The following is a 20,783-nucleotide window of genomic DNA, read 5'->3' on the forward strand; positions in this document are numbered from 1 at the left end:
GTATTGGTAAGGTGGGAACAAATAGACGGAGACTTCATGGCAACCATCGACATTTTCCCAGACATTCACGGGCAGATCGGCAAGCTGCGGACAGCGCTTGATGATCTGGGTTGGCACCGCCGCGCCGCCGGCTGGGTCCACCCGGAACCCGAGCGCGCCATCGTCTTCCTGGGCGACTTCATCGACCGAGGGCCCGAGAACAGGGCCGTCATCGATCTCGTCCGCAGCCTGATCGACAGCGGCAAGGCGCGCGCGATCATGGGCAACCACGAGCTCAATGCCCTTCATTTCCACACCGTGCATCCCCAAACGGGCCAGCCTTTGCGCGACCGCTCGGACAAGAACCTGCGCCAGCACAAGAGTTTTCTCAACGAGTTCCCGCTCGGCGCGCAGGATACCCGCGAAGTGCTGGATTGGATGCGCACCCTGCCGCTCTTCATCGAAGAGGCCGGATTTCGGGCGGTTCACGCTTGCTGGCGGGAAAGCTCGATCGACAGGGTGCGGGCACTCACCGGCAACGGTGTGCTGTCGGAGGAGCAGCTGATATGGGCGGCCGACCGGGAAAACGAGCTTTTCCACCTCACCGAGGAAATCGCCAAGGGCCCCGAGCACAAGCTGCCCGACGGCGCCTGCTTTCACGACAAGGACGGCACCAGGCGCGACGCCGTTCGCTTGCAATGGTGGAACTCGGATGCGAAAACGTGGCGCGAAATCGCGATCTCGGTGCCCGATCCGGACGATCTGCCAGATGATCCTCTGCCCGACACCCTACAGGCGCAGACATATCCAAAGGCGGGGCGCCCGGTATTCTTTGGCCACTACTGGCTGACCGGCGCGCCGCGATTACAGGCTCCCAATGCGTTGTGCCTTGATTATTCGGCAGGTAAGGACGGCCCCTTGGCCACATACGAATTGGAAGCTGGCGACAGGACGCTCACGCCCGAGCGCATCCGCGTTCACGCCGCGAAAAGTTGACGGGACGGTCACTCAAACACCCGCTCCACCTGTTGCTCCCACGGCAGCGAGGCGATCAGGCACAACTCGTAGATCGTGATCGCGCAGGGTTCGCGGTGGACGACGAGGCGTTCCAGCACCTCGGGCGCCAGCCAGGCGAGGCGCGTGAGGCGGCTGAGGTAGCGGTCGGAGAGGCCCTCGTCGGCGGCGAGATCCGTGAGCGTGGCGACCTCGCCACTCTCCAGCATCTTTCGCCAGCGCCAAGCTCGGCCGATGGCGCGCAAGAGGCGGGGATCCTGACCGGTGGGCATTGCGGCCTCAATCTCCTTCGGCGGCAGGATGCGCGGGCGGCCGCCTCGCTTGCGCAAGGTGAGCGGCACGTGGACGCGGATCGTGTTGGTGCTTGGCATCAGGCGGCGTCCTCGGTCTTGGGCGTCAGCAGGCTGGCCAGCGCGCCAAGCCCGTCATGGCGCAGGTCGATGTCCATCCCGTCCTCGCCCACCGTGACCCGCGCCACCAAGAGCTGCACGACGCGCGCCTGTTCGGCCGGGATCAGCGCGGCCCACATGTCGTCGAACTGGCCAAGCGTGGCGACGACGGTGTTCTCGTCGAGATCCGGGCGCTCCTTCCTCAGCGCCCGCGCCGTGCGCGCCACGATCTCTGGCGTGCGCAGCATCCGCCGCACTTCCGCGATCACAGCCTCCTCGACCATCGCCGCCGGCAGCCGCTGCGGCCCGCGCAGTTCGGCCCTTGGCTGGCTACGGATCACGTCCATCGAGGTGTAGTAGCAATAGCGCTTGCCCTTGCGCTTGGTGTGATGCGGCGTCATCGCGGCGCCGGTCTGGGTGAAGATCAGCCCGCGCAACAGGGCCGGCGCGGCTGCCCGGGTTCGTCCGGCGCGTGCGTGCGTGTTGCCCTTCAGAACGGCATGGGCGGCTTCCCACAGCTCCGGACTGATGATCGCCTCATGCACGCCGGGATGGACCGCGCCCTTGTGGGTGATCTCGCCGCGGTAGATGCGGTTGTGCAGGAGCTTGTAGAGCGCGCCCCGGTCGATGGGCCGTCCGCGCTTGGAGCGGATGCCGCGCGCGTCGAGTTCGCGCACGACCGAGGCGGTGGTCTCGGACCGCGCGAAGAGCTCGAATATGGTGCGCACGTTCTCGGCCTCGGCCGGGTTGATGACCAGCTTGCGGTCGATGGCGTCATAGCCGAGCGGGACGAAGCCGCCCATCCACATGCCCTTCTTCTTCGAGGCTGCGACCTTGTCGCGGATCCGCTCGCCGATCACCTCGCGCTCGAACTGGGCGAAGCTGAGCAGGATGTTGAGCGTCAGGCGCCCCATGGAGGTGGTGGTGTTGAAGGACTGGGTGACGGACACGAAGGTCACCCCATGGCGGTCGAAGATCTCGACCAGCTTCGAGAAATCCATCAGCGCGCGGCTGAGCCGGTCGATCTTGTAGACAACCACCACGTCCACCAGCCCGTCCTCGATGTCGTCGATCAGCTGTGCCAGCGCGGGACGGTCCAGCGTGCCGCCGGAGAATCCGCCATCGTCGTAACGTTCCCGCAGACACGCCCAGCCCTCGGCGCGCTGGCTGGCGATATAGGCTTCGCAGGCCTCGCGTTGGGCATCGAGGCTGTTGAACTCCATGTCGAGCCCTTCTTCGCTCGACTTGCGGGTATAGATGGCGCAGCGCAGGCGGCGCGCAGGCGTTTGTCGTGCGGTCATTTCACCCCTCCCGTCCGGTCGAGGCCGAAGAAGCGCCAGCCGTTCCAGTTCACGCCGGTGATGGCGCGCACGGCGGCCGAGAGCGACTTGAAGCGGCGCCCCCGCCATTCGAACCCGTCCGCCAGCACGGTGACGACATGCTCTTCGCCTTCCCATTCGCGCACCAGCTTGGTGCCGGGGGCGGGCTTGCGCGGGTCCGAGACCAGGCCGCCCAGCTTGCCGGCGGCGACCTCCTCGGCCAGCACGTCGAGTGTGCGCCGCGTCTCGCGCCCCAGCCCGCCGAGGGCCAGCTCCTGGATGCGGTAGCCAAGCCGAAGCTCGAGGTTGCCGCGGCTGCCATTCGGCGCGGGCGCATCGAACAGCGCCTCCCACTTCTCGCGCAACTGCGCCACGCTCATCGCCCGCAGGGCCATCAGTTCCGCCAGGACGTCGGGCCGTCCCGCCGCGCTTCCATTCGATCTTGTGTGTCTCATTCTTCGCCTCCAACTCGGTTTCGCAACTGCCTCCGACGACGGCGTCTGAGGGCGAGAATGTCCAGCGAACTGTCTGGGTGCGCGGAAGAATTATCCTGAGGTTTCGGTGGGTTGGCGCGCATAATGGCGCCTGCGAGGATCTCGGCCAGCTCAGCGAGCCGCTGGCTGGTCGTGAGCGTCTCGGCGGGCGGCGCGAAGGACAAATCGTCGGGCATGGGGAGCGAACCTCCTGAGGCAGTTTGCTCCGTGTTCGCCGCGCGAGGGGACGGATTTCAAGGGAAATCAGAGGGTTGTCGCAGGGATGCGAATTTGCGCGAAGCGCGTAGTATGTACAGCCTTGGGGATGATCCACGTTGGTCGTTTCTGGAGATCGCTTCGCAAGAGAAAGCTCCGATGTGACATGAATAACCACCAAAAAAGATCACGAAACACCACCAGTTTACCCCAAAATATACCACCAAAAAAATCCCCAAATTGCGGGAGATTTATGATACGCAGTCAAGCAAATTGGCCTCGTCAACACCACTGAGGACAATCCAATGCAAACACAAACGAACGATCAGATGACTGTCACGATCACCGCACATGCCAACCAGCGCATCGCCCAGCGAGGCATCTGCCGCAAGGCGTTAAACCTTGTAGCTCTTTATGGACATGACACCCCGGCACGTAACGGGAGCAAAGCGCGCGAGATTCGCGTGTCGCAGTTCTCGGAACTGTATGAGTTGGGATTCGCCGTCACCACTATCGAGAAAGCATTGCGCATCCGCGCGATCATCACTCGCGATGAAAAGGTGCAAACCTGCTATCACAGGCCTCCGGAGAAGCACGCGCGCCCGCGCCGGTCCAAACAAGTACGTTCGTTGCGCCCGAACTGGAGGGGCTGACCATGTCGAGCCGTATCATCGATGCAAGAAACCGTTTTTCGGGAACACAAAAACCCGCCGGCAAGCAACAGATCGAGGCCGACTTGCAGGAGCGCCGCGCCCGACAGCAAAGAGAGGCTCGCAAGCTGCGGGGTCATCTCAAGGCAACGCCGAGGCTCCCGGTGGAAGATCGTAGCGCCATTGCACGAAACCTGGGGCGTGTCATAGAACGCGTCCCCGGCGAAAAACCGACGCTCACGGTCCGGCAGTTTCTGTTTTCTGCCTTTGGCGAGGATGAAGCGGTGTCGAAAGAGAAGAAGCGCAAGCGATACTTCCGGTTCGACGGCGAACAACTGGACGGCGATCTCAACGCCTCGGGCGCGACATTCCTCCGGCTCAGCGAGCACCTTGCCGACTTCCTGAACCCGGAATTCGACGTTGAGATGCGGCGCGACCAGATGCTCTTGGCCGTGTGTGACGGAACATCGTTTTACGGACCGTCCCGTCCACGCCTCAAGGCCGACGTGCCGCTGTTCGAGAAGTTTCGCGATGTGATGCAGCGGTTCGTGGACCGGATCGCGCGGGAAACCGACGTGATCGCGTATTTCGACGAGGTTCGGAACTACTCGATCCGAAATCACCCGCACACGATGCATGACTGCGCGCCGGAAGTGCTGGCCAATCTGCATAGACAGACCTTTCCCGTTGATCGCTTCGAGCACCTTCCCGGCGACGAAGAGGGCACCGTATATGAGGAATACAGCCGGCTGCGCCTTGCCGGGTTCGACATCCAGGCGGAAGGAGTGTCTCTCCTCTATCCGAAAATTCGTTTGGCACGAATCTATGTGCCGCGCCCGGTGCTTTGCCTGCCGGCCTATGTGCCGACCGCGAAGCTCGAGGAACTTCGGACCCGCGCGTTGACAGAGGCCGAGTTGAAAGAGGCGCTGGACCGCTACGAACCTAAATCGTATGCCGACAAGACCGATGACGACATCAGGAAGCACGCTATCCAGGAATGGCGTAATCGGCGCGAGCATGAGATGTGGCGCGCCGCCATCCGCGAGGCAGGGCTTGACCCGGACAACATGGATTGGCATGGGTTCGAGGACGAGCTGGATGGCGAAGCCCTGCACGGTGCCGCATGGCATACCTTCTGGCAGGCGATGAGTGTGGACATGCATTTGGTCGCCGACGGCCGCCCGGAAGCCTTGCGTCTCGGCTTGTCCTTTTCGTCGCTGCAATACCCACACTGGACGGATGCCGCGAAGGATCTCGCGAAGCCAGCCGACGACGATTTGCCAGATAAGGAAAAAGTCAATTGCGTCTGGTTTGACGAAAACCCTGAAGACCCTTTTGTCCCTTGGTTCCCGGTCGGCGATAGAAGCTATGTCTGCCGTGGATGGAAGCACAACTGGGGGGCTGACGTCGGCCGGGAGGCGGACTTTGAACCCGCGCTGCCGGACTACGTTGACGGATTGGCGGAGGAGCCACTCTGGCCGCTTCAGGGCGCGCAGATCTGGCAGCTGCTGACTATGAAGTTGAAGGATTGGCAGGCGTTTCATCATTCAGTCGGCCTGAAGCACCGGGCGGAAAATGAACCGCCCAGCCTTCGCCCGCTGTTCGACGCCCCAAAAAGATGGGCGCAGGCACCGGATGGATCACTTGCCGCCGCGATGCTCTCCAGCCTCGCTTTTGGCGAAGGCCCGGAGCGGCTGGACGACAAGTTCATCGCGCAGGTCAACAAGATGGTTCGCTGCTTTCGGGACATGAAAGAGGGTCTGGCCGGCGATTTCGAGGACGCCTTGGTCAAACACGGATATCATCCGGACCGTTGAGGTTCAGCGAAGCAAGCTAATTGCGATCACCTCAAATCTCCCGCGCGAACCAACGAATGCGGCCGACGATGTGGATTTCGTCGGCCGTTCGTTCATAGGGGCTGTAGACGGGATTGTCGGAGATGACGCGCACGGCGGGCGGGTCGCTGTTGGGGATGTGCTCGAGCCGCTTGGCGACCAGCCCCATGCCGTCGTCGAGCACGAAGATGCCGGGCGGGTTGGGGGTGCGGCGGGCCATGTCGACCAGCACCGTGTCGCCGCTCAAAAGCGTCGGCGCCATGCTGTCGCCCTCCACATGCATGATGCGCAGCTGCGAGGGGCTGGCGCCGAGGCTGCCCTTTATCCAGGAGCGGCGGAAGTGATAGGCGCGGCCGGCGCTGTCCTCGTGATCCTGCACCACCGCGCCGCCGCCCATGGACGGGCGCGGGCTCGCGTGGGCGATGGAGACGAAGGCCTCGTCGGGGTTCTCGATGAAGGGGGGCGTGCCCTCGACATCGCCGATGCCGTGGATCAGCCAGTCGCGCTCCACCTTCAGAACCTGCGCGACGGCGCCGAGGCGTTCGACGTTCGGACGGGTCGAACGGCCCCGCAGGATGTCGTAGACGAAGGAGCGATTGACCCCGGCCATCTCGGCCACATGCGCGGGGCTGAGCCCGAGCTGGTGCGCGCGGGCCCTGAGACGGTCGGCCAATGTGTGATGCAAGGTCATGTTGTCCCCAGCGAGTTGTGGATGAAATAGGATAAAACAGGATTGATCGTGAGGCGTCAAGCGAATAGGAACAAAGGGTAAACAATCGGGGCGGGATTCGGAGGGCGCGCGTGCATATCGAGAAGCTGTATTTCACGCTGCCCGAGATCCTGGAGCGCTGGTCGATCAGCGAGGATGACCTCATCTATCTCGCCGAGAATGACAGGCTGCGGCTGTCGGTTCGGGTGTTCGGCGTGCCGATCGAGTTCGGCGATTTCGAAGAGACGCCGGAGGGGGAGCATTTCCCGGTGCCGTGGGAGCAGACCCGCTTCAACGGCCTGCTGGATCTGCATGCGCAGGACGTCTTTCAACTGTTCCGCTGTGGCCAGATCCATGTGAGCTCGTTCCGCACGGACCGGGCTGGCTACTCGTTCGTGCAGGACGGCGCGGAGCCGGTTCTGGTGCTGATCGGGGATCTCCTGTTGCGGCGGGATGAACGAGACCGCTTTGAAATCCAATCCGGATTCTCCGGCCGTTCGGAGGCTGGCGAAGAGAACACCTTCATCGTCTCTGCTGACTACCAGGACGTGCGCTGCAACGGCTACCGCTTCAAGCTGGGCCCGATCCAGGCCGAGGTGGTGCGCGCGCTGCACGCGGCCGCCCAAGCCGGCGAGCCCTGGCAGAACGGCAAGGCGATCCTCAGCATGGCCGGCTCGAAGAGCCTGCGCATGGCCGACGTGTTCAAGTCGAAGAAGAACTGGCGCCAGCTGATCCGCTCGGACCGCAAGGGTGGTTATCGCCTGAACGTCGACTGAAACGCCTCTTCCCCTCGCGATCCGACTCGCGGATTGCTCCAAAGGGGGATCGGCAGGGGGATGGTGGGGGATCACCCATCCCCCACCTGACCGGAAACCCCACTGCCGCAAGGCGCAAGTGATCCCCCTCCGCATCCCCCGATGATCCTGACGACATCCCCCAGCGGGATTTGGCATCACTTCCCCGAAGCCATCAACGAGGGGTAGCACGATGCGGAAACCACAATGTCTCAACCAGAAGGAACTCGCCCGGCGCTGGACCATCTCCCACCGAACGCTGGAGCGTTGGCGGTGGGCGGGTGAAGGCCCGGCCTACATGAAGATCGGCGGCCGGGTGGTTTACCGGCTCGAGGACATCATCGCCTTCGAGCAAGGCCAGTTGCAACAAACCGCCGACACCGCGCCGGGAGCGGCGTGATGGGACGCCTGTCGCCCATCACCGAGGCCGAGGTGGTACCGATCCACGGGTTGAACGGCCCCGGTCTCGACGAGGTCGGGCTCTGCGCCTGGATCGCGCAGGCCGAGCCCGGCGAGACGCTGGTCTATCACCGCGGCTTTCTCGCGGTGGATGCGACCTCGGTCGTCTCGCGGCTCTCGTCCGAGCAACAACGCAGCCTGCAGCAGGTAGCGGCGGCGGCCATGCGCGCAGCGGACCAGGGGCTGGTGCATCTCGTGCAGACCCGGCTCGACCCCGACGAATTCGCCTACATCGCCATCGCTCGACCCAGACCCGGCCCGCCCGGCGCGTCCCTGTCCATGCGGCTGCTCGAAGCGGCCTGACACCCATTCCCCCAAAAAACCGGAGACACCCATGCCATATCCCGAGAACACCCCGAGCATCGACGAGTTGCTCAACCTTCCCACCGGCGAGATTGCCCAGCTGCCGGTCGAACTGCTCGCCGTCCTGCAGCGCGAGATCGCCGAGGCCGCGCGCCAGATGCGCGCCGTCAGCGCCCGGTTCAACGCCGCGCTGGATGTCCGCTACGGCTCCCGCGCCGCCGAGGCCCGCCGCGCCTGCGGCAAGGACACCGGCACCGTGCGCATCGCCGATGGCGACTTTACCGTGGTCGCCGATTTGCCCAAGCGAGTGGATTGGGACCAGGAGCAACTTGCCGCCATGGTTGAGCGCATCCGCGCCGCGGGCGACGATCCCGCCCAATATGTCGATGTCACCTACAAGGTGCCCGAGCGCAAATACGCCGCCTGGCCCGAGGCGATCCGCGCCGGATTCGAGCCCGCCCGCACCGTGCGTCCGGGTGCGCTGAAGGTCGAGATCAAGCCGGAAGGGGCGGATCGATGACCCTCCCAATCATCACCGCCGATCAGCGGCTGGCCGAGATGCGCGGCGTCAAGGCCGCGATCTTCGGAGCCAGCGGCGCGGGCAAGACCACACTTTTGCGCACGCTCAAGGCAAGCACGACGCTGTTCTTCGACCTCGAAGCGGGTGATCTCGCCGTCGAGGGGCTGGCCATCGACACGATCCGGCCGCGCACCTGGACCGAATGCCGGGATTTCGCGGTGTTCATCGGCGGAGCCAACCCGGCGCTGCGCGAGGACCAGCCCTACAGCCGGGCGCATTACGACGCGGTTTGCGAGAAGTTCGGCGATCCGTCTGCGCTCGACAAGTACGACACGATCTTCGTCGACTCGATCACCGTCGCCGGGCGCCTCTGCTTCCAGTGGTGCAAGGGTCAGCCCGAGGCGCATTCGGACAAGACCGGCAAGCCGGATGTGCGCGGCGCCTACGGGCTGCACGGGCGCGAGATGATCGCCTGGCTCACCCATCTGCAGCACACGCGGGCGAAGAACGTGATCTTCGTCGGCATCCTCGACGAGAAGCTCGACGACTTCAATCGCAAGGTCTTCGTGCCGCAGATCGAGGGCTCCAAGACCGGGCTGGAACTGCCCGGCATCGTCGACGAGGTGCTGACACTCACGTTGCTGCCAGATGACCAGGGTGTGCCCCGGCGGGTCTTCGTCTGCCAGACCCAGAACCCCTGGGGCTATCCGGCCAAGGACCGCTCCGGTCGGCTGGAGATGCTCGAGCCCCCCGATCTCGGCCAACTCATCAAGAAGATCCGCCAGCCGCTTCCGATCGATGCACGTCCGCTTGTCACCGACGCGCCGCGCATCCCGGCGCCGGCAACGACCCCTCAATCCGATCCCACTAACTGAAAGGACCCCACACCATGACCGGTCTCTGGAACGATTTCAACGACGCGCAATCCAATGCCAACCTCATCCCCAAGGGCACGCTCGCCAAGGTGCGGCTGACCATCCGGCCCGGTGGTTTCGACGACCCTTCGCAGGGCTGGACCGGGGGCTATGCCACCCGCGGCTCCACCGGCGCGGTGTATTTGAACGGTGAGTTCACCGTGACCGAGGGCCCCTATGCCCGACGCAAGATCTTCACGCTGATCGGGCTTTACAGCCCCAAGGGGCCGGACTGGGCCAACATGGGCCGCAGCCTGATCCGGGGCATGCTGAACTCGGCGCGGGGGATTTCCGACAAGGACCAGTCCCCGCAGGCGCAGGCGGCGCGACGCATCGGCGGCTTTGCCGATCTCGACGGGCTCGAGTTCGTTGCCCGGATCGATGTCGGCACCGACGCCATGGGCGAGGAGAAGAACGAGATCCGCGCGGCGGTGACGCCGGATCATCGGGACTATGCCCGGATCATGGGGACGGCAGGGCACGGTTATCAGCCGCCTGCGCAACCTGCGCCGCAGTCTTCGACCGCGCAGCAACCCACCGCCCCGGCAACCCCGGGCCGCCCGTCCTGGGCCGAGTGAGGGCACCCCCATGCGCCTTCGTCCCCGCCAGAAACTCTTCGTGGAGCGCAGCCTCGCTGCGCTCTCGACCCACGGCAACACGCTCGGCATCGCCCCTACCGGATCGGGCAAGACCATCATGTTGTCCGCCGTTGCGGGCAAGATGGTCGAGGGCGGCGCCAAGGCCTGCGTTCTGGCCCATCGCGATGAGCTGACGGCCCAGAACCGCGAGAAGTTCGGCCGGGTCAATCCCGATATCTCAACCTCGGTCGTGGATGCCGTCACGAAGGACTGGTCCGGCCAGGTCACCTTCGCCATGGCGCCAACACTCACGCGCGCTGCCAATCTCGCGGCCATGCCCAAGCTCGATCTGCTGGTGATCGACGAGGCGCATCACGCGATTGCCGAGAGCTACCGCCGCATTGTCGACCGGGTGCGGGGCGCCAACCCCGAGGCCCGGATCTTCGGCGTCACCGCCACGCCGAACCGCGGCGACCGCAAGGGGCTGCGCCGGGTCTTCGACAACGTGGCCGACCAGGTCCGGCTGGGCGAGCTGATCGCCTCTGGCCACCTCGTGCCGCCGCGCACCTTCGTGATCGACGTGGGCGTGCGCGCGCAACTGCAAAAGGTGCGCAAGACCGCCCTCGACTTCGACATGACCGAGGTCGCCGGGATCATGGACCGCGCGCCGGTCACCGACGAGGTGATCTGCCACTGGCGCGAGAAGGCCGCCGGGCGGCCCACCATCGTCTTCTGCTCGACCGTCGCCCATGCCGCCCATGTCGCCGAGGCCTTCAACGCGGCGGGCATTCCGGCGGGGCTGATCCATGGCGATCTGGCAGCCGACGAGCGCCGCAACATCCTCGCCGCCTACGCCTCGGGCGAGATCGCCGTGCTGGTCAACGTCGCCGTGCTCACGGAGGGCTTCGACCATCCGCCTACAGCTTGCGTGATCCTGCTGCGGCCCAGTTCCTGCAAGTCCACCATGATCCAGATGGTCGGGCGCGGCCTGCGCACCGTTGATCCCGCCGAGCATCCTGGCATCGTCAAGACCGATTGCGTGGTGCTGGATTTCGGGACGTCGAGCCTGATGCACGGCACGCTGGAACAGGACGTGGACCTCGATGGCCGCGATGCCGTCGGCATGGCGCCCACGAAGACCTGCCCGGACTGCGAGGCCGAGATCCCGCTTGGTGCGCGGGAATGCCCGCTCTGTGGTGCGTTGCTGGTCGAGCCGAAGGACGAGGCCGGTGCCGAAGCGCTCGAGGGCTTCGTGATGACCGAGATCGACCTGCTGAAGCGGTCGAGCTTCCAGTGGGTCGACCTCTTCGGCGACGAGGCGGCGCTGATGGCCACGGGCTTCACCGCCTGGGCCGGCATCTTCTGGCTCGAAGGGCTCTGGCATGCGGTCGGTGGCCGGCGCGGGGCGCAGCCCCGGCTTCTCGGCATCGGCGAACGCGCCGTCTGCCTTGCACAGGCCGATGACTGGCTGAACACACATGAGAGCGACGAGAGCGCTTTCAAGACCCGGGGCTGGCTGCGCCAGGCGCCGACCGAGAAGCAGCTGCAATACCTGCCGGCGAGCGCGCGGCAGGACTACGGGCTCACCCGCTACCACGCCTCGGCGCTGATCTCCTTCCGGTTCCACAAGCGCGCGATACGGCAACTCGTCCGCTCCGCCGCCATGCCGGAACGGAGGGCCGCGTGAGCCATGTCGCGCAAGTCCCATCCCCGCCCGCAGCGGCTGCGGATCGACCGGGCTCTGATCGCCTCTGGCATCCGCGCCCGGTGCTCTGCGCCGTCTGCACATCCCGAACCCGCGGCTTCGGCTGGTTCGACGCCTCCCGTCCGCGTCCGCACCGAACCCGCCGCTGGTTCTGCTCAATGGGCTGCCAGGCGGCCTTCACCCGAAAGGCAAAGAGAGGACTGAACATGGTCGATTTCACCGAGGAGGAAACCCGGGCGCTGCCCGCCGTGATGCGTGCGCTTGCCCCCGAGATGGAGCGGATCGGCTGGGACCGTCCGTTGGGCCAGCTGACGCAGAACGACATGCACCGGCTGATCGTCACCACCGTCGAGGCCTTCCGCGCCGAGATGGCCGAGATCGCCAGCCAATCGGAGATCCCGTTCTGATGCTGGACTACAACCATCGCCCCGGTATCGCGGAGCGCATCAACGCCGCCGTGGATGCCGCGCTCGAGGCCGAACGCGCCGCGACCCCGCCGCGCGATTATCTCGGGGCCTCCCGGCTGGGGCAGTCTTGCGAGCGGGCGCTGCAGTTCGAGTTCGCCCAGGCCCCCAAGGACGAGAGCCAGGAGTTTTCCGGCCGGTCGCTCAGGATCTTCGCGATCGGGCACGCGCTCGAGGATCTCGCCATCAAGTGGTTGCGCGCCGCCGGGCTCGATCTGGTCACCCGGAAGCGCGACGGGGGCCAGTTCGGCTTTTCGGTCGCGGGCGGGCGCATTCGCGGCCATGTGGACGGGATCGTCGTGGGCGCCCCTGCCGCCATGGGTCTGCGCACACCCGCCCTCTGGGAATGCAAGACGATGAACGCCAAGAACTGGCGCGAGACGGTGGCCAAGGGCGTGACCGTCTCCAAGCCCGTCTATGCCGCCCAGATCGCGCTCTACCAGGCCTACATGGAAGCCACGGTGCCGGGCCTCTCGTCCAACCCGGCGCTCTTCACAGCGATCAACAAGGACACCGCCGAGCTGCACCACGAACTGGTGCCCTTCGATGCCGATCTCGCGCAGCGCATGTCGGATCGCGCGGTGCGGATCCTGCGAGCGACGGACGCGGGCGAGTTGCTGCCGCGCGTGGCCCGGAACCGCGATTTCTTCGAGTGCCGCTTCTGCCCCTGGGCCGAGCGCTGCTGGAGCCTGACGCGATGAGCGACGCCCCCAAAGACCCGCCCGAACCACCCCAGGACACCGACATGCGCGATGACCACACGGCCGACCAGTCCGAGGCCAACCTCGTCCATTTCAACCCCTGGCGCGATTTCAACGACGCCGCACCCATGCTCGACCCGTTCGGCGACGAGCCGGATCCCGAGCAGATCGCCTCCTTCATGGAGGTGGTCTTCGGCTACTGCGACGGGCTGGTCCCGGTGCGCAGCTTCATCGACAAAGGACAGGGGATCGACGGCCGGCCGCACAACATCTGGATCGCCGCCGACGCGACGGCGCCGGAGAAGATGGCGACCTTCGCCAACTGGGCCGCGCGCGAAGGCGCGGCGGTCTATGTGATCCCCGGCACGGTCGCGGAAACCGGCCAGGCCAAGGCCGCCGACGTGGCGCAGATGCAGGCCGTCGTCGTCGACATCGACAGCGGCGACATCGCCTCCAAGCGCGCCCATCTGGAGCGCCATCTCGGCCCGCCCACAATGGTCGTCGAAAGCGGCGGCATCACGCCCGAGGGCCAGCGGAAAGCGCACGTCTGGTGGAAGCTCACCGAGCCCGCCGAGGGCGATGACATCCGGCGCCTTTGCCGTCTGCGTGGCGACATTGCCGCCAAGGTCGGAGGCGACATGCATTTCCGCTCGGCGCATCAGCCGATCCGGGTGGCGGGCTCGGTCTATTACAAGAACGGCCTCAAGACGTTGGTGCGGATCGTCGAATTGAATGCTGGCCTCGAGCGCGATCTCGACGAGTTCGCCGAGGCCGTGGCCGACATGCCGCCCGCGCCGGGCGTGAACCTCACGCCGGACTTTGCCACAGCCGACAAGCCCGCCGTGGACGACGTTCTGGTCACCCCGGTGCGCGAGGGCGGCTCCGACGACTGGTCGCGCTTCGAAGGCGCCTCCGCCGCCATCGGCTACTTCATCCGGCTGGTCCACGAGGGGCGCCTCTCGAAGAACGAGGGCTGGGAGGCGATCTGCGGCTACAACGCCGCCATGCTGCGCCCCCAGTGGCCGGTGGACCGGCTCAAGCGCGAATCCGAACGCCTCTGGGCGCGCCATGTCGAGCGCCACGGCCCGCCGCTCGTCCGGCTCGACAGCGCCGCCCCGGTGCCCGACGAGATGCCCAGCTTCACGCTCGGGCAGCTGCTAGACGACCAGAGCCCGATGCCCGCCGATCTGATCGGCCCCCGGGTGCTGACGCCGGGCGGCCTCCTGGTGCTCGGCGGCGCGCCCAAGGTGGGCAAAAGCGATCTGCTAATCTCCTGGCTCGTGCACATGGCCGCCGGGGTGCCATTTCTGGGCTTCACCCCGCCACGGCCCTTGCGGATCTTCTACCTGCAGGCGGAGATCCAGTATCACTACCTGCGCGAGCGCATGCAGCAGATCGGCCTGCCAGCGGAGCTGATCGCCGCGGCGCGCGACAACCTGGTCGTCACCCCGAAGCTGAAGATGCTGCTTGATGCCGAGGGCAGCGCCCGCCTGGCCGCCGCGATCCGGGCCGCGTTCCCCGACGCGCCCCTCGACATCCTCTGCATCGACCCGATCCGTAACCTCTTCGACGGCGGGCCCGATGGCGGCGGCGAGAACGACAACGCCGCGATGATGTTCTTCCTCAAGGACCGCGTCGAGGTGCTTCGCGACCACGTCAATCCCGACTGCGGCGTGATCCTCGTCCACCACACCAAGAAGCTCTCCAAGAACCAGGTGAAGGAGGATCCATTCCTCGCGCTGTCCGGCGCCAGCGCGCTCAGGGGTTTCTACACGACGGGTCTGATCCTGCACCGGCCGGACGAAGACGCCAGCGAACGCCGGTTGGAAATCGAACTCAGGAACGGCCCCGCGCTGCCTGCCAAACTCGTCGACAAGGTCAAAGGGGCGTGGGTCGAGGTCAACCCGATGAACGAACGCCTGGTGCGCGCCGAACAGGGCGCGAAGTTCGATGCCGAGCGCGTTCGGAAACAAGACGTGATCCTTGCCCTGTTGCTCGACGAGGCGGTCGAGGGGCGGCTTTACACCTCCACCCAGTTCGGGGCGGCCTTCGAGAACCAGCACGGGCTGGGCAGTCAGTACACCATCCGCGACCGGCTGAGCGTGCTGGCGACCAAGGGCTTCGTGAAGTTCCGTCGCGATCTGGCCGAACATGGCTACCCCGCCACGCGATCGCACTTCGGCTACCTTTGCGTCGAGGGCATGCGCTTCGGCCGCGACCCGGTGGTCGATGACGAGACCGGGGAGGTCCTGGCGGAGGGCGAACCGGTCCTGCCAACCCACTTCAAATGTCCCCATTCCGGACGTGCCAGGGAGGTCGAGAACCCCGCCGTCTGGCTCTATCCGGAGGGGCTCGATGAGTGACTTCGTCATATGACAAAGGCCTTTGTCATCCTCATGCCTTTGTCATGAATCCAATGAAATCAACGACTTGGCGATGACGATGACAAAGGCCTCTGTCATGCCCCTTTGTCATCCAAAACGGGAGAAAGCAACGTGAAAACAGATACTTGTCAGGATCGGATGAGGAAGAGTGGGAACCCCTATACTACGTATGAGGGGGGCGACCTCCAGTCCGCCCCCTCATACGACGGTAGTATCCGCGCGACAGGCCATCGCCAGCCCACCTCTCATGGCGGCAAGCACATGCCCACAAAGAGAAATCAGCGGGTCATCCGCAAGATCGATTTTCGAGTGCTGCCCGCCCCGGGCACGGTGCTGATGCATGAAGGCCAGCGATACGTGATGGTCGGGTCGGATCTGCACGTCAGCCGCGACGGAAAGACCGTTCCGATCATCCTCTGGCAAAGTTACTGCGCCGAGTGTGGAACGCCATTCCAATGTTCAAGCGGCCTCAAGTCCGGGTCGTTGAACCGGCGCTGCCCTGTCCACCATGCGCCCGGCAAGGCCGTCTCCGGCTCGGGGCGCAAGCGGGTGTCGCGGCATCTGCGCAAACACGGCAGGCGCAAGAAACCCTGAACCGAAATCCGACGACGGCGGCCGGTACCGCCAAGCATCAACCGCCGTCGTCTTCCACCCGAGCAGCCACCAGAAAAGGAGACCACCCATGGCTGATACGACTCTGTCCGGCGACGTGCCGGGCGCAACCCTGAATCCGCCCTCACGCACGATCCTTGCCCTCGATCTGGGCACCACGACCGGCTGGGCCTTGCGCGGCCATGACGGTCTGATCACCACCGGCACGGTCAGCTTCCGCCCCGGCCGCTTCGACGGCGGCGGCATGCGCTATCTGCGCTTCACCAACTGGTTGACCGAGATCGATCGGCTCTCGGGGCCGGTGGAAGCGATCTGGTTCGAGGAAGTCCGCCGCCATGCGGGCACCGACGCGGCCCATGTCTACGGCGGGCTCATGGCCACGCTGACCGCATGGGCCGAGTTGCGTGGCGTGCCTTACGAGGGCGTGCCCGTCGGCACCATCAAGCGTCACGTCACCGGCAAGGGCAATGCGCCCAAGCACGCCATGATCGAGGCGGCTTGTGCGCGGGGCTTCAGCCCGGCAGACGACAACGAGGCCGACGCCATCGCGATCCTGCTTTGGGCGATCGAAACCAAGGGAGGGCTGGCATGAAGGCGATGAGGTTCACCCCACCGGGCTATGGCGGGCAGCGACGCGACCCCGACGAGGTCAAGCGCGACGGCTGGCGGGAGCAAGGCTTGCTGGCAGTTTCCCTTGACGACCAACGGCTTACTTGGCCTGAGCGTGAACTGGTGCGGCAACTCGGCGAGCGTCTCTACGGCGCGCGCCTCGACAAGACGGAGGACAAACGATGACCCATTGGACACCCGCCCTCGTGGAGGAACGGCTCGCGGAAGCGGCCCTGATCCTGCGACGGCTCCCGGACCCGCGCCGGCGTGGCTATTTCTCGACCTGGCCCGAGATCGTCCACAGCTTCGCCGACAAGGTGGGCCAGGAGCCGAAACAGATGCGCGTGCTGCCCTCGCCGCAGGCGATCAGCCGGATGGAGGAGACGCTGACCTGGACCGGCTGCCTCGAACCCATCGACGGCAAGATCGTCTGGATGAAGGCACATGGCGAGCGCTGGAAGGAGATCTGCTACGCGGCGGGCCTGCAACGCGCGGCGGCCCATCAGCACTGGGCCTATGGGCTTTCGGTCATCGCGCTCACCTTGAACCGGCAACCGGTCAACCGACAGCTTTCCAAGCGCAAGCTGATCCGCCTCGCACGCGGCGCGTAGCGGATGGAAAATTGTCTGGCAGACAGTTTTCGATGAGACAAAAACGGCTCTTCCGGGGTAGAAATCAGGTATCCTCGGGAGAGGCGCGCGCGGGACGGCCCGGGCTGCTGGCTTCCGAGAGTCCATCGAAGGGTCCAGCCGGGCCAATTCGCTAACCCTTTGAATTCTTGGTTCCTTCTGGGCCAAATACGTATGCTGGCGGGCTTGGCGCGCAATATCGCCAGCGACAGAGCCGAATTTTTGGGAAGCCACCCGGAATCCGGACCAACCCCCGACGCCGAAAAATCGTCGTAACATCAAATACATGACCGGCCACGCGGGGTGGATACCCCGTGGATGCCGGAGTCCAGCGCGCAAGCCGATGGACTCCGCCGCGCCGGAATCCACCACCACTCACGGAACATCGCCCATGACGCTGAGCTTCGCCCCCGAGCGGATCGAAACCTGGCCGCTGGCCAAGCTCCAGCCCTACGCGAAGAACGCGAAGGTGCACGGGGCCGACCAGGTGGCGAAGATCGCCGCCAGCATGGCCGAGTTCGGCTGGACCGTGCCGTGCCTCGTCGGCGAGGACGGCGAGCTGATCGCGGGCCATGGCCGGGTGCTGGCCGCCACGCAGCTCGGCCTGACCGAGGCGCCAGTCATCGTGCTCGGCCACCTGACCGAGGCGCAGCGTCGGGCCTACCGCATCGCGGACAACAAGCTGACAGAACTCGCCGACTGGAACGAAGCCGTTCTTTCGGCGGAACTGCGGGACTTGCTGGCCGACGACTACGACCTGTCTTTGGTTGGCTTCTCGGACGGTGAACTCGACAAACTGCTTGCGTTCGATCCGGACGGGGACGGTGAAGAAGAAGTTGGCGCTGGGGGCTCCGTGCCGCCGGTGACCATCCCCGAACCGCCCCGCAACCCGGTGTCGCGGACGGGCGACCTGTGGATCCTTGGTGATCACCGCCTGCTCTGCGGGGACAGCACGAACCACGAAGACGTCCGCCGCCTGATGAACGGCGAGCGCGCGGTGCTGTTCGCCACCGACCCGCCGTATCTCGTCGACTACGACGGCTCGAACCACCCGACACGGAACAAGGACTGGTCGGCGTCCTACGGCACGACCTGGGACGACAGTTCGCAGGGCGCGGACCTCTACGACGGCTTCATCGCCGCGGCGGTCGCCGAGGCAATCACAGAGGACGCCGCCTGGTACTGCTGGCACGCCTCCCGCCGTCAGGCGATGCTGGAAGCCTGTTGGGAAAAAGCCGGGGCCTTCGTCCACCAGCAGATCATCTGGGTGAAGGACCGCGGGGTGCTCACCCGGTCGCATTACCTCTGGAAGCACGAGCCCTGTTTCATGGGCTGGCGCCGTCCGAACCGGCCTCCGAAGGTCGCCGAGCAGACGCTGCCCTCGACATGGGAGATGCCTTCCTTCGCGAAGGACGAGCGCCCGGACCACCCGACCCCGAAACCGCTCGACGCCTTCGGGATCCCGATGCGCCAGCATGTGGCTCGCGGCGGGCTTTGCTACGAGCCGTTCTCGGGCTCCGGCTCACAGATCATGGCGGGCGAGGCCAACGGCCGCCGCGTCTTCGCGATGGAGATCAGCCCGGCCTATGTCGACGTCGCGGTCGAGCGTTGGCAGGCCGACTCCGGCAAGAATGCGAACCTCGACGGCGACGGCAGGACCTTCGCCGAGGTAAAAGCGGAGCGGCTGGGCGAAACCGCCACCACTGGGGCCGATGCCGCCGCCTGATGGCCGTCTACTACAACGATGCCGATCCTGCGGCCTGCGCATGGCTGCGGGAGCTGATTGCGGCCAAGCTGCTGCCGGCCGGCGATGTGGACGAGCGCTCTATCCTCGAGGTGGAGCCCGCCGACCTGCGCGGCTTCGCGCAATGCCATTTCTTCGCCGGGATCGGCGGCTGGCCCTACGCGCTGCGCCTCGCGGGCGTCGCGGAGGAGCTGTCCGTCTGGACCGGATCGCCGCCCTGCCAGCCCTTCAGCCAGGCCGGGCAACGCAAGGGACAGGACGATGACCGCCATCTCGCCCCGGCATTCCTGCGCCTCGTCACCGCCTGCCGACCGGAGCTCGTCTTCGGCGAGCAGGTCGCAAGCGCGGCGGTGCTCGGAAGGGTTGGCGGCGCGGCTCGAACGGCGGCTGAAGGCAAGGCTGGCTGGGCGTGGTTCGACGCTCTGGCGGCTGACCTGGAAGCGGCATCTTACGCCGTCGCAGCGGCCGATCTGCCGGCTGCGGGCATCGGCGCGCCGCACATCCGCCAGCGGCTGTTCTTCGGCGCTGTCGCCTTGGGGTCCGGCGGGATGGGCGACAGCCTCGGCGCGGGATTTCAAGGACGGATCGGAATGCCGGTCCGTCCCGATCAACGCGCTGCTGGGCCGGCAGGTCTGGCTCGCGGGCTGGCCGACGGCGATGGCGGGCTCGCCCGCGACGGCAGCGTACAACGCGGCGGGCAACACGGATGCAAGCCGCAGGACGGTGAAGCTGGTGGACTGGTCGACGGCGCCGACCCCGCCGGGACCCGTGCGACGGACGGCGTCTGGCGAGATCCGGACTGGCTCCTCTGCCGCGATGGCCGCTGGCGGCCCGTTGAGCCCGGAACATTCCCGTTGGCTGATGGGATACCCGGCCGCATGGGGCTCTTGCGGGGCTACGGCAATGCGATCGTGCCGCCGCTCGCGGCGGAATTCGTGACGGCGTTTCTGGAGTGCCTGTAATGAAGCAGAGCCGGATCATGTCCATGGTCGAGGCGGCAACGAACGTCGTCGTCGGCTACGTTTTGGCCATCGCCACGCAGATCGTGGTGTTCCCGTGGTTCGGGATCGAGACGGGTCTCGCGGAGCATCTGACCATCGGTCTTGCCTTCGTCGGCGTCTCGTTGGTGCGGTCCTTCGCCCTGCGTCGCCTGTTCGAGGCGATCCGAATCCGGGGCACGCAATGAAGAACCACCGCCCGACATTGGGCGGCGGTAGCAAGATCTAGAGGTGAGGGGCGTCAGTCGCGGGCGATGCGATAGACTCGTCCGCGCTGTTCGTCCTTCTCTGAGGTAACCGTCAGCCCGAGCTTCTTCTTCAGCGCGCCGGACATGGCACCTCGAATCGTGTGCGACCGCCACTGAAGCGCCGTGGCGATCTCGCCGATGGTGGCACCGCCCTCGGCGCGGAGCATCTCGATCAGCTTCGCCTGCTTCGTACCCGTGCGCGGTTTGCGAGTCTTGTGCGCGGGGGTGGTGTGCGTTTGCTCCGGCTCGATGCCGATGGCCGCGAGACCCGCGTCGGTGACGTGCAGGAGGATGGCGCAACCGTCTTCGTCGTTGCGCCAGATGCGGTTCAGCGCGGGATCGGCCTTCGCAAGCTGGTCCGTCACCGTCTCGGCGATCAGCCCGCGCTTCAGTAGCGAGCCGATCACTTTCTGCGCGGCACCTCCGCGCAAGCTGCCGGGCAGCGGCAGGACGTTGCGGTCGTCGCGCTGCGCGGCGGCGCCGAGGATCACGAGCTGGGTGTCGGAAAGTCTTGTCATCTGGGGTCTCCGTTTTTTG

26 protein-coding genes are annotated in these 20,783 nt (G+C 65.8%); 20 read left to right on the top strand and 6 right to left on the bottom strand.

The window, feature by feature from the left end; all coding sequences use genetic code 11:
- The first annotated feature begins 36 nt into the window (after window positions 1-36).
- Complete coding sequence (locus tag KVX96_RS04580; RefSeq protein WP_261193102.1) at window positions 37-975, top strand: metallophosphoesterase; 939 nt, start codon at window positions 37-39, stop codon at window positions 973-975.
- A gap of 8 nt (window positions 976-983) precedes the next feature.
- Here the strand turns inward: KVX96_RS04580 and KVX96_RS04585 are convergent, their stop codons facing one another.
- From KVX96_RS04585 to KVX96_RS04600, 4 genes are read right to left on the bottom strand one after another with little or no spacing between them, the layout of a single operon-like run.
- A complete protein-coding gene (locus tag KVX96_RS04585) occupies window positions 984-1,364 on the bottom strand; it encodes a hypothetical protein (RefSeq protein WP_261193103.1) in 381 nt (126 codons plus the stop codon).
- Complete coding sequence (locus KVX96_RS04590) at window positions 1,364-2,683, bottom strand: recombinase family protein (protein ID WP_261193104.1); 1,320 nt, start codon at window positions 2,681-2,683, stop codon at window positions 1,364-1,366. The genes KVX96_RS04585 and KVX96_RS04590 overlap by 1 nt, the downstream gene beginning before the upstream one ends.
- Window positions 2,680-3,096, bottom strand: a complete 417-nt coding sequence (locus tag KVX96_RS04595) for a DUF2924 domain-containing protein (RefSeq protein WP_261193105.1) — start codon at window positions 3,094-3,096, stop codon at window positions 2,680-2,682. The genes KVX96_RS04590 and KVX96_RS04595 overlap by 4 nt, the downstream gene beginning before the upstream one ends.
- Before the next feature lie 56 nt (window positions 3,097-3,152).
- Window positions 3,153-3,371, bottom strand: coding sequence for a hypothetical protein (locus KVX96_RS04600; protein ID WP_261193106.1), 219 nt, complete (start codon window positions 3,369-3,371; stop codon window positions 3,153-3,155).
- 348 nt (window positions 3,372-3,719) lie between these two features.
- Here KVX96_RS04600 and KVX96_RS04605 point away from each other — a divergent pair, with 348 nt between their 5' ends.
- Entirely contained in the window at window positions 3,720-4,043 is a 324-nt protein-coding gene (locus KVX96_RS04605) for a hypothetical protein (protein WP_261193107.1), read from the top strand.
- 2 nt (window positions 4,044-4,045) lie between these two features.
- Window positions 4,046-5,857, top strand: coding sequence for a hypothetical protein (locus tag KVX96_RS04610; RefSeq protein ID WP_261193108.1), 1,812 nt, complete (start codon window positions 4,046-4,048; stop codon window positions 5,855-5,857).
- Between the two features lie 31 nt (window positions 5,858-5,888).
- Here the strand turns inward: KVX96_RS04610 and KVX96_RS04615 are convergent, their stop codons facing one another.
- Window positions 5,889-6,566: an XRE family transcriptional regulator gene (locus KVX96_RS04615; protein WP_068344375.1), complete on the bottom strand. Its 678-nt coding sequence runs from the start codon at window positions 6,564-6,566 to the stop codon at window positions 5,889-5,891.
- A gap of 110 nt (window positions 6,567-6,676) precedes the next feature.
- On the opposite strand from KVX96_RS04615, the gene KVX96_RS04620 reads away from it, so the two are divergent.
- The 17 genes from KVX96_RS04620 to KVX96_RS04700 all read left to right on the top strand — a co-directional run bounded on the left by KVX96_RS04620 (window position 6,677) and on the right by KVX96_RS04700 (window position 20,186).
- Complete coding sequence (locus KVX96_RS04620) at window positions 6,677-7,360, top strand: hypothetical protein (RefSeq protein ID WP_261193110.1); 684 nt, start codon at window positions 6,677-6,679, stop codon at window positions 7,358-7,360.
- Window positions 7,361-7,571: 211 nt separating this feature from the next.
- The gene (locus KVX96_RS04625; protein ID WP_261193112.1) at window positions 7,572-7,778 is read left to right on the top strand and encodes a helix-turn-helix transcriptional regulator; all 207 of its coding nucleotides are present in this window, start codon (window positions 7,572-7,574) and stop codon (window positions 7,776-7,778) included.
- Entirely contained in the window at window positions 7,778-8,140 is a 363-nt protein-coding gene (locus tag KVX96_RS04630) for a hypothetical protein (protein WP_261193113.1), read from the top strand. The genes KVX96_RS04625 and KVX96_RS04630 overlap by 1 nt, the downstream gene beginning before the upstream one ends.
- Before the next feature lie 31 nt (window positions 8,141-8,171).
- Window positions 8,172-8,660: a hypothetical protein gene (locus KVX96_RS04635; RefSeq protein WP_261193115.1), complete on the top strand. Its 489-nt coding sequence runs from the start codon at window positions 8,172-8,174 to the stop codon at window positions 8,658-8,660.
- Window positions 8,657-9,535: an ATP-binding protein gene (locus tag KVX96_RS04640; protein WP_261193116.1), complete on the top strand. Its 879-nt coding sequence runs from the start codon at window positions 8,657-8,659 to the stop codon at window positions 9,533-9,535. Before KVX96_RS04635 ends, KVX96_RS04640 begins: the two co-directional genes overlap by 4 nt.
- A gap of 14 nt (window positions 9,536-9,549) precedes the next feature.
- Entirely contained in the window at window positions 9,550-10,152 is a 603-nt protein-coding gene (locus KVX96_RS04645; RefSeq protein ID WP_261193118.1) for a hypothetical protein, read from the top strand.
- A 10-nt stretch (window positions 10,153-10,162) separates the two neighbouring features.
- Window positions 10,163-11,839, top strand: coding sequence for a DEAD/DEAH box helicase (locus tag KVX96_RS04650; protein WP_261193119.1), 1,677 nt, complete (start codon window positions 10,163-10,165; stop codon window positions 11,837-11,839).
- Between the two features lie 224 nt (window positions 11,840-12,063).
- On the top strand, window positions 12,064-12,264 hold the full coding sequence (locus KVX96_RS04655) for a DUF6511 domain-containing protein (protein WP_261193121.1): 201 nt from the start codon (window positions 12,064-12,066) through the stop codon (window positions 12,262-12,264).
- Window positions 12,264-13,022, top strand: coding sequence for a PD-(D/E)XK nuclease family protein (locus KVX96_RS04660; protein ID WP_261193123.1), 759 nt, complete (start codon window positions 12,264-12,266; stop codon window positions 13,020-13,022). The genes KVX96_RS04655 and KVX96_RS04660 overlap by 1 nt, the downstream gene beginning before the upstream one ends.
- Complete coding sequence (locus tag KVX96_RS04665) at window positions 13,019-15,385, top strand: AAA family ATPase (RefSeq protein ID WP_261193125.1); 2,367 nt, start codon at window positions 13,019-13,021, stop codon at window positions 15,383-15,385. The genes KVX96_RS04660 and KVX96_RS04665 overlap by 4 nt, the downstream gene beginning before the upstream one ends.
- A 282-nt stretch (window positions 15,386-15,667) precedes the next feature.
- Window positions 15,668-16,000, top strand: a complete 333-nt coding sequence (locus KVX96_RS04670; RefSeq protein ID WP_261193127.1) for a hypothetical protein — start codon at window positions 15,668-15,670, stop codon at window positions 15,998-16,000.
- Window positions 16,001-16,088: 88 nt separating this feature from the next.
- On the top strand, window positions 16,089-16,610 hold the full coding sequence (locus tag KVX96_RS04675) for a crossover junction endodeoxyribonuclease RuvC (protein ID WP_261193128.1): 522 nt from the start codon (window positions 16,089-16,091) through the stop codon (window positions 16,608-16,610).
- A 5-nt stretch (window positions 16,611-16,615) separates the two neighbouring features.
- Window positions 16,616-16,813, top strand: a complete 198-nt coding sequence (locus KVX96_RS04680; protein WP_261195378.1) for a hypothetical protein — start codon at window positions 16,616-16,618, stop codon at window positions 16,811-16,813.
- A complete protein-coding gene (locus KVX96_RS04685) occupies window positions 16,810-17,238 on the top strand; it encodes a DUF6362 family protein (RefSeq protein ID WP_261193130.1) in 429 nt (142 codons plus the stop codon). Before KVX96_RS04680 ends, KVX96_RS04685 begins: the two co-directional genes overlap by 4 nt.
- A 409-nt stretch (window positions 17,239-17,647) precedes the next feature.
- The gene (locus tag KVX96_RS04690; RefSeq protein ID WP_261193131.1) at window positions 17,648-18,982 is read left to right on the top strand and encodes a site-specific DNA-methyltransferase; all 1,335 of its coding nucleotides are present in this window, start codon (window positions 17,648-17,650) and stop codon (window positions 18,980-18,982) included.
- Window positions 18,982-19,962 (top strand): DNA cytosine methyltransferase, encoded by a 981-nt coding sequence (locus KVX96_RS04695; RefSeq protein WP_261193132.1) that lies wholly within the window; start codon window positions 18,982-18,984, stop codon window positions 19,960-19,962. The genes KVX96_RS04690 and KVX96_RS04695 overlap by 1 nt, the downstream gene beginning before the upstream one ends.
- Complete coding sequence (locus KVX96_RS04700; protein WP_261195379.1) at window positions 19,962-20,186, top strand: hypothetical protein; 225 nt, start codon at window positions 19,962-19,964, stop codon at window positions 20,184-20,186. Before KVX96_RS04695 ends, KVX96_RS04700 begins: the two co-directional genes overlap by 1 nt.
- 53 nt (window positions 20,187-20,239) lie before the next feature.
- Here the strand turns inward: KVX96_RS04700 and KVX96_RS04705 are convergent, their stop codons facing one another.
- Window positions 20,240-20,764 carry a DUF3489 domain-containing protein gene (locus tag KVX96_RS04705; protein ID WP_261193133.1) on the bottom strand — a complete coding sequence of 175 codons (525 nt, stop codon included), beginning with the start codon at window positions 20,762-20,764 and terminating at the stop codon, window positions 20,240-20,242.
- Between the last annotated feature and the right edge of the window lie 19 nt (window positions 20,765-20,783).

It is taken from the genome of Pseudoruegeria sp. SHC-113 (genome assembly GCF_025376885.1).
Lineage (GTDB): Bacteria > Pseudomonadota > Alphaproteobacteria > Rhodobacterales > Rhodobacteraceae > Pseudoruegeria.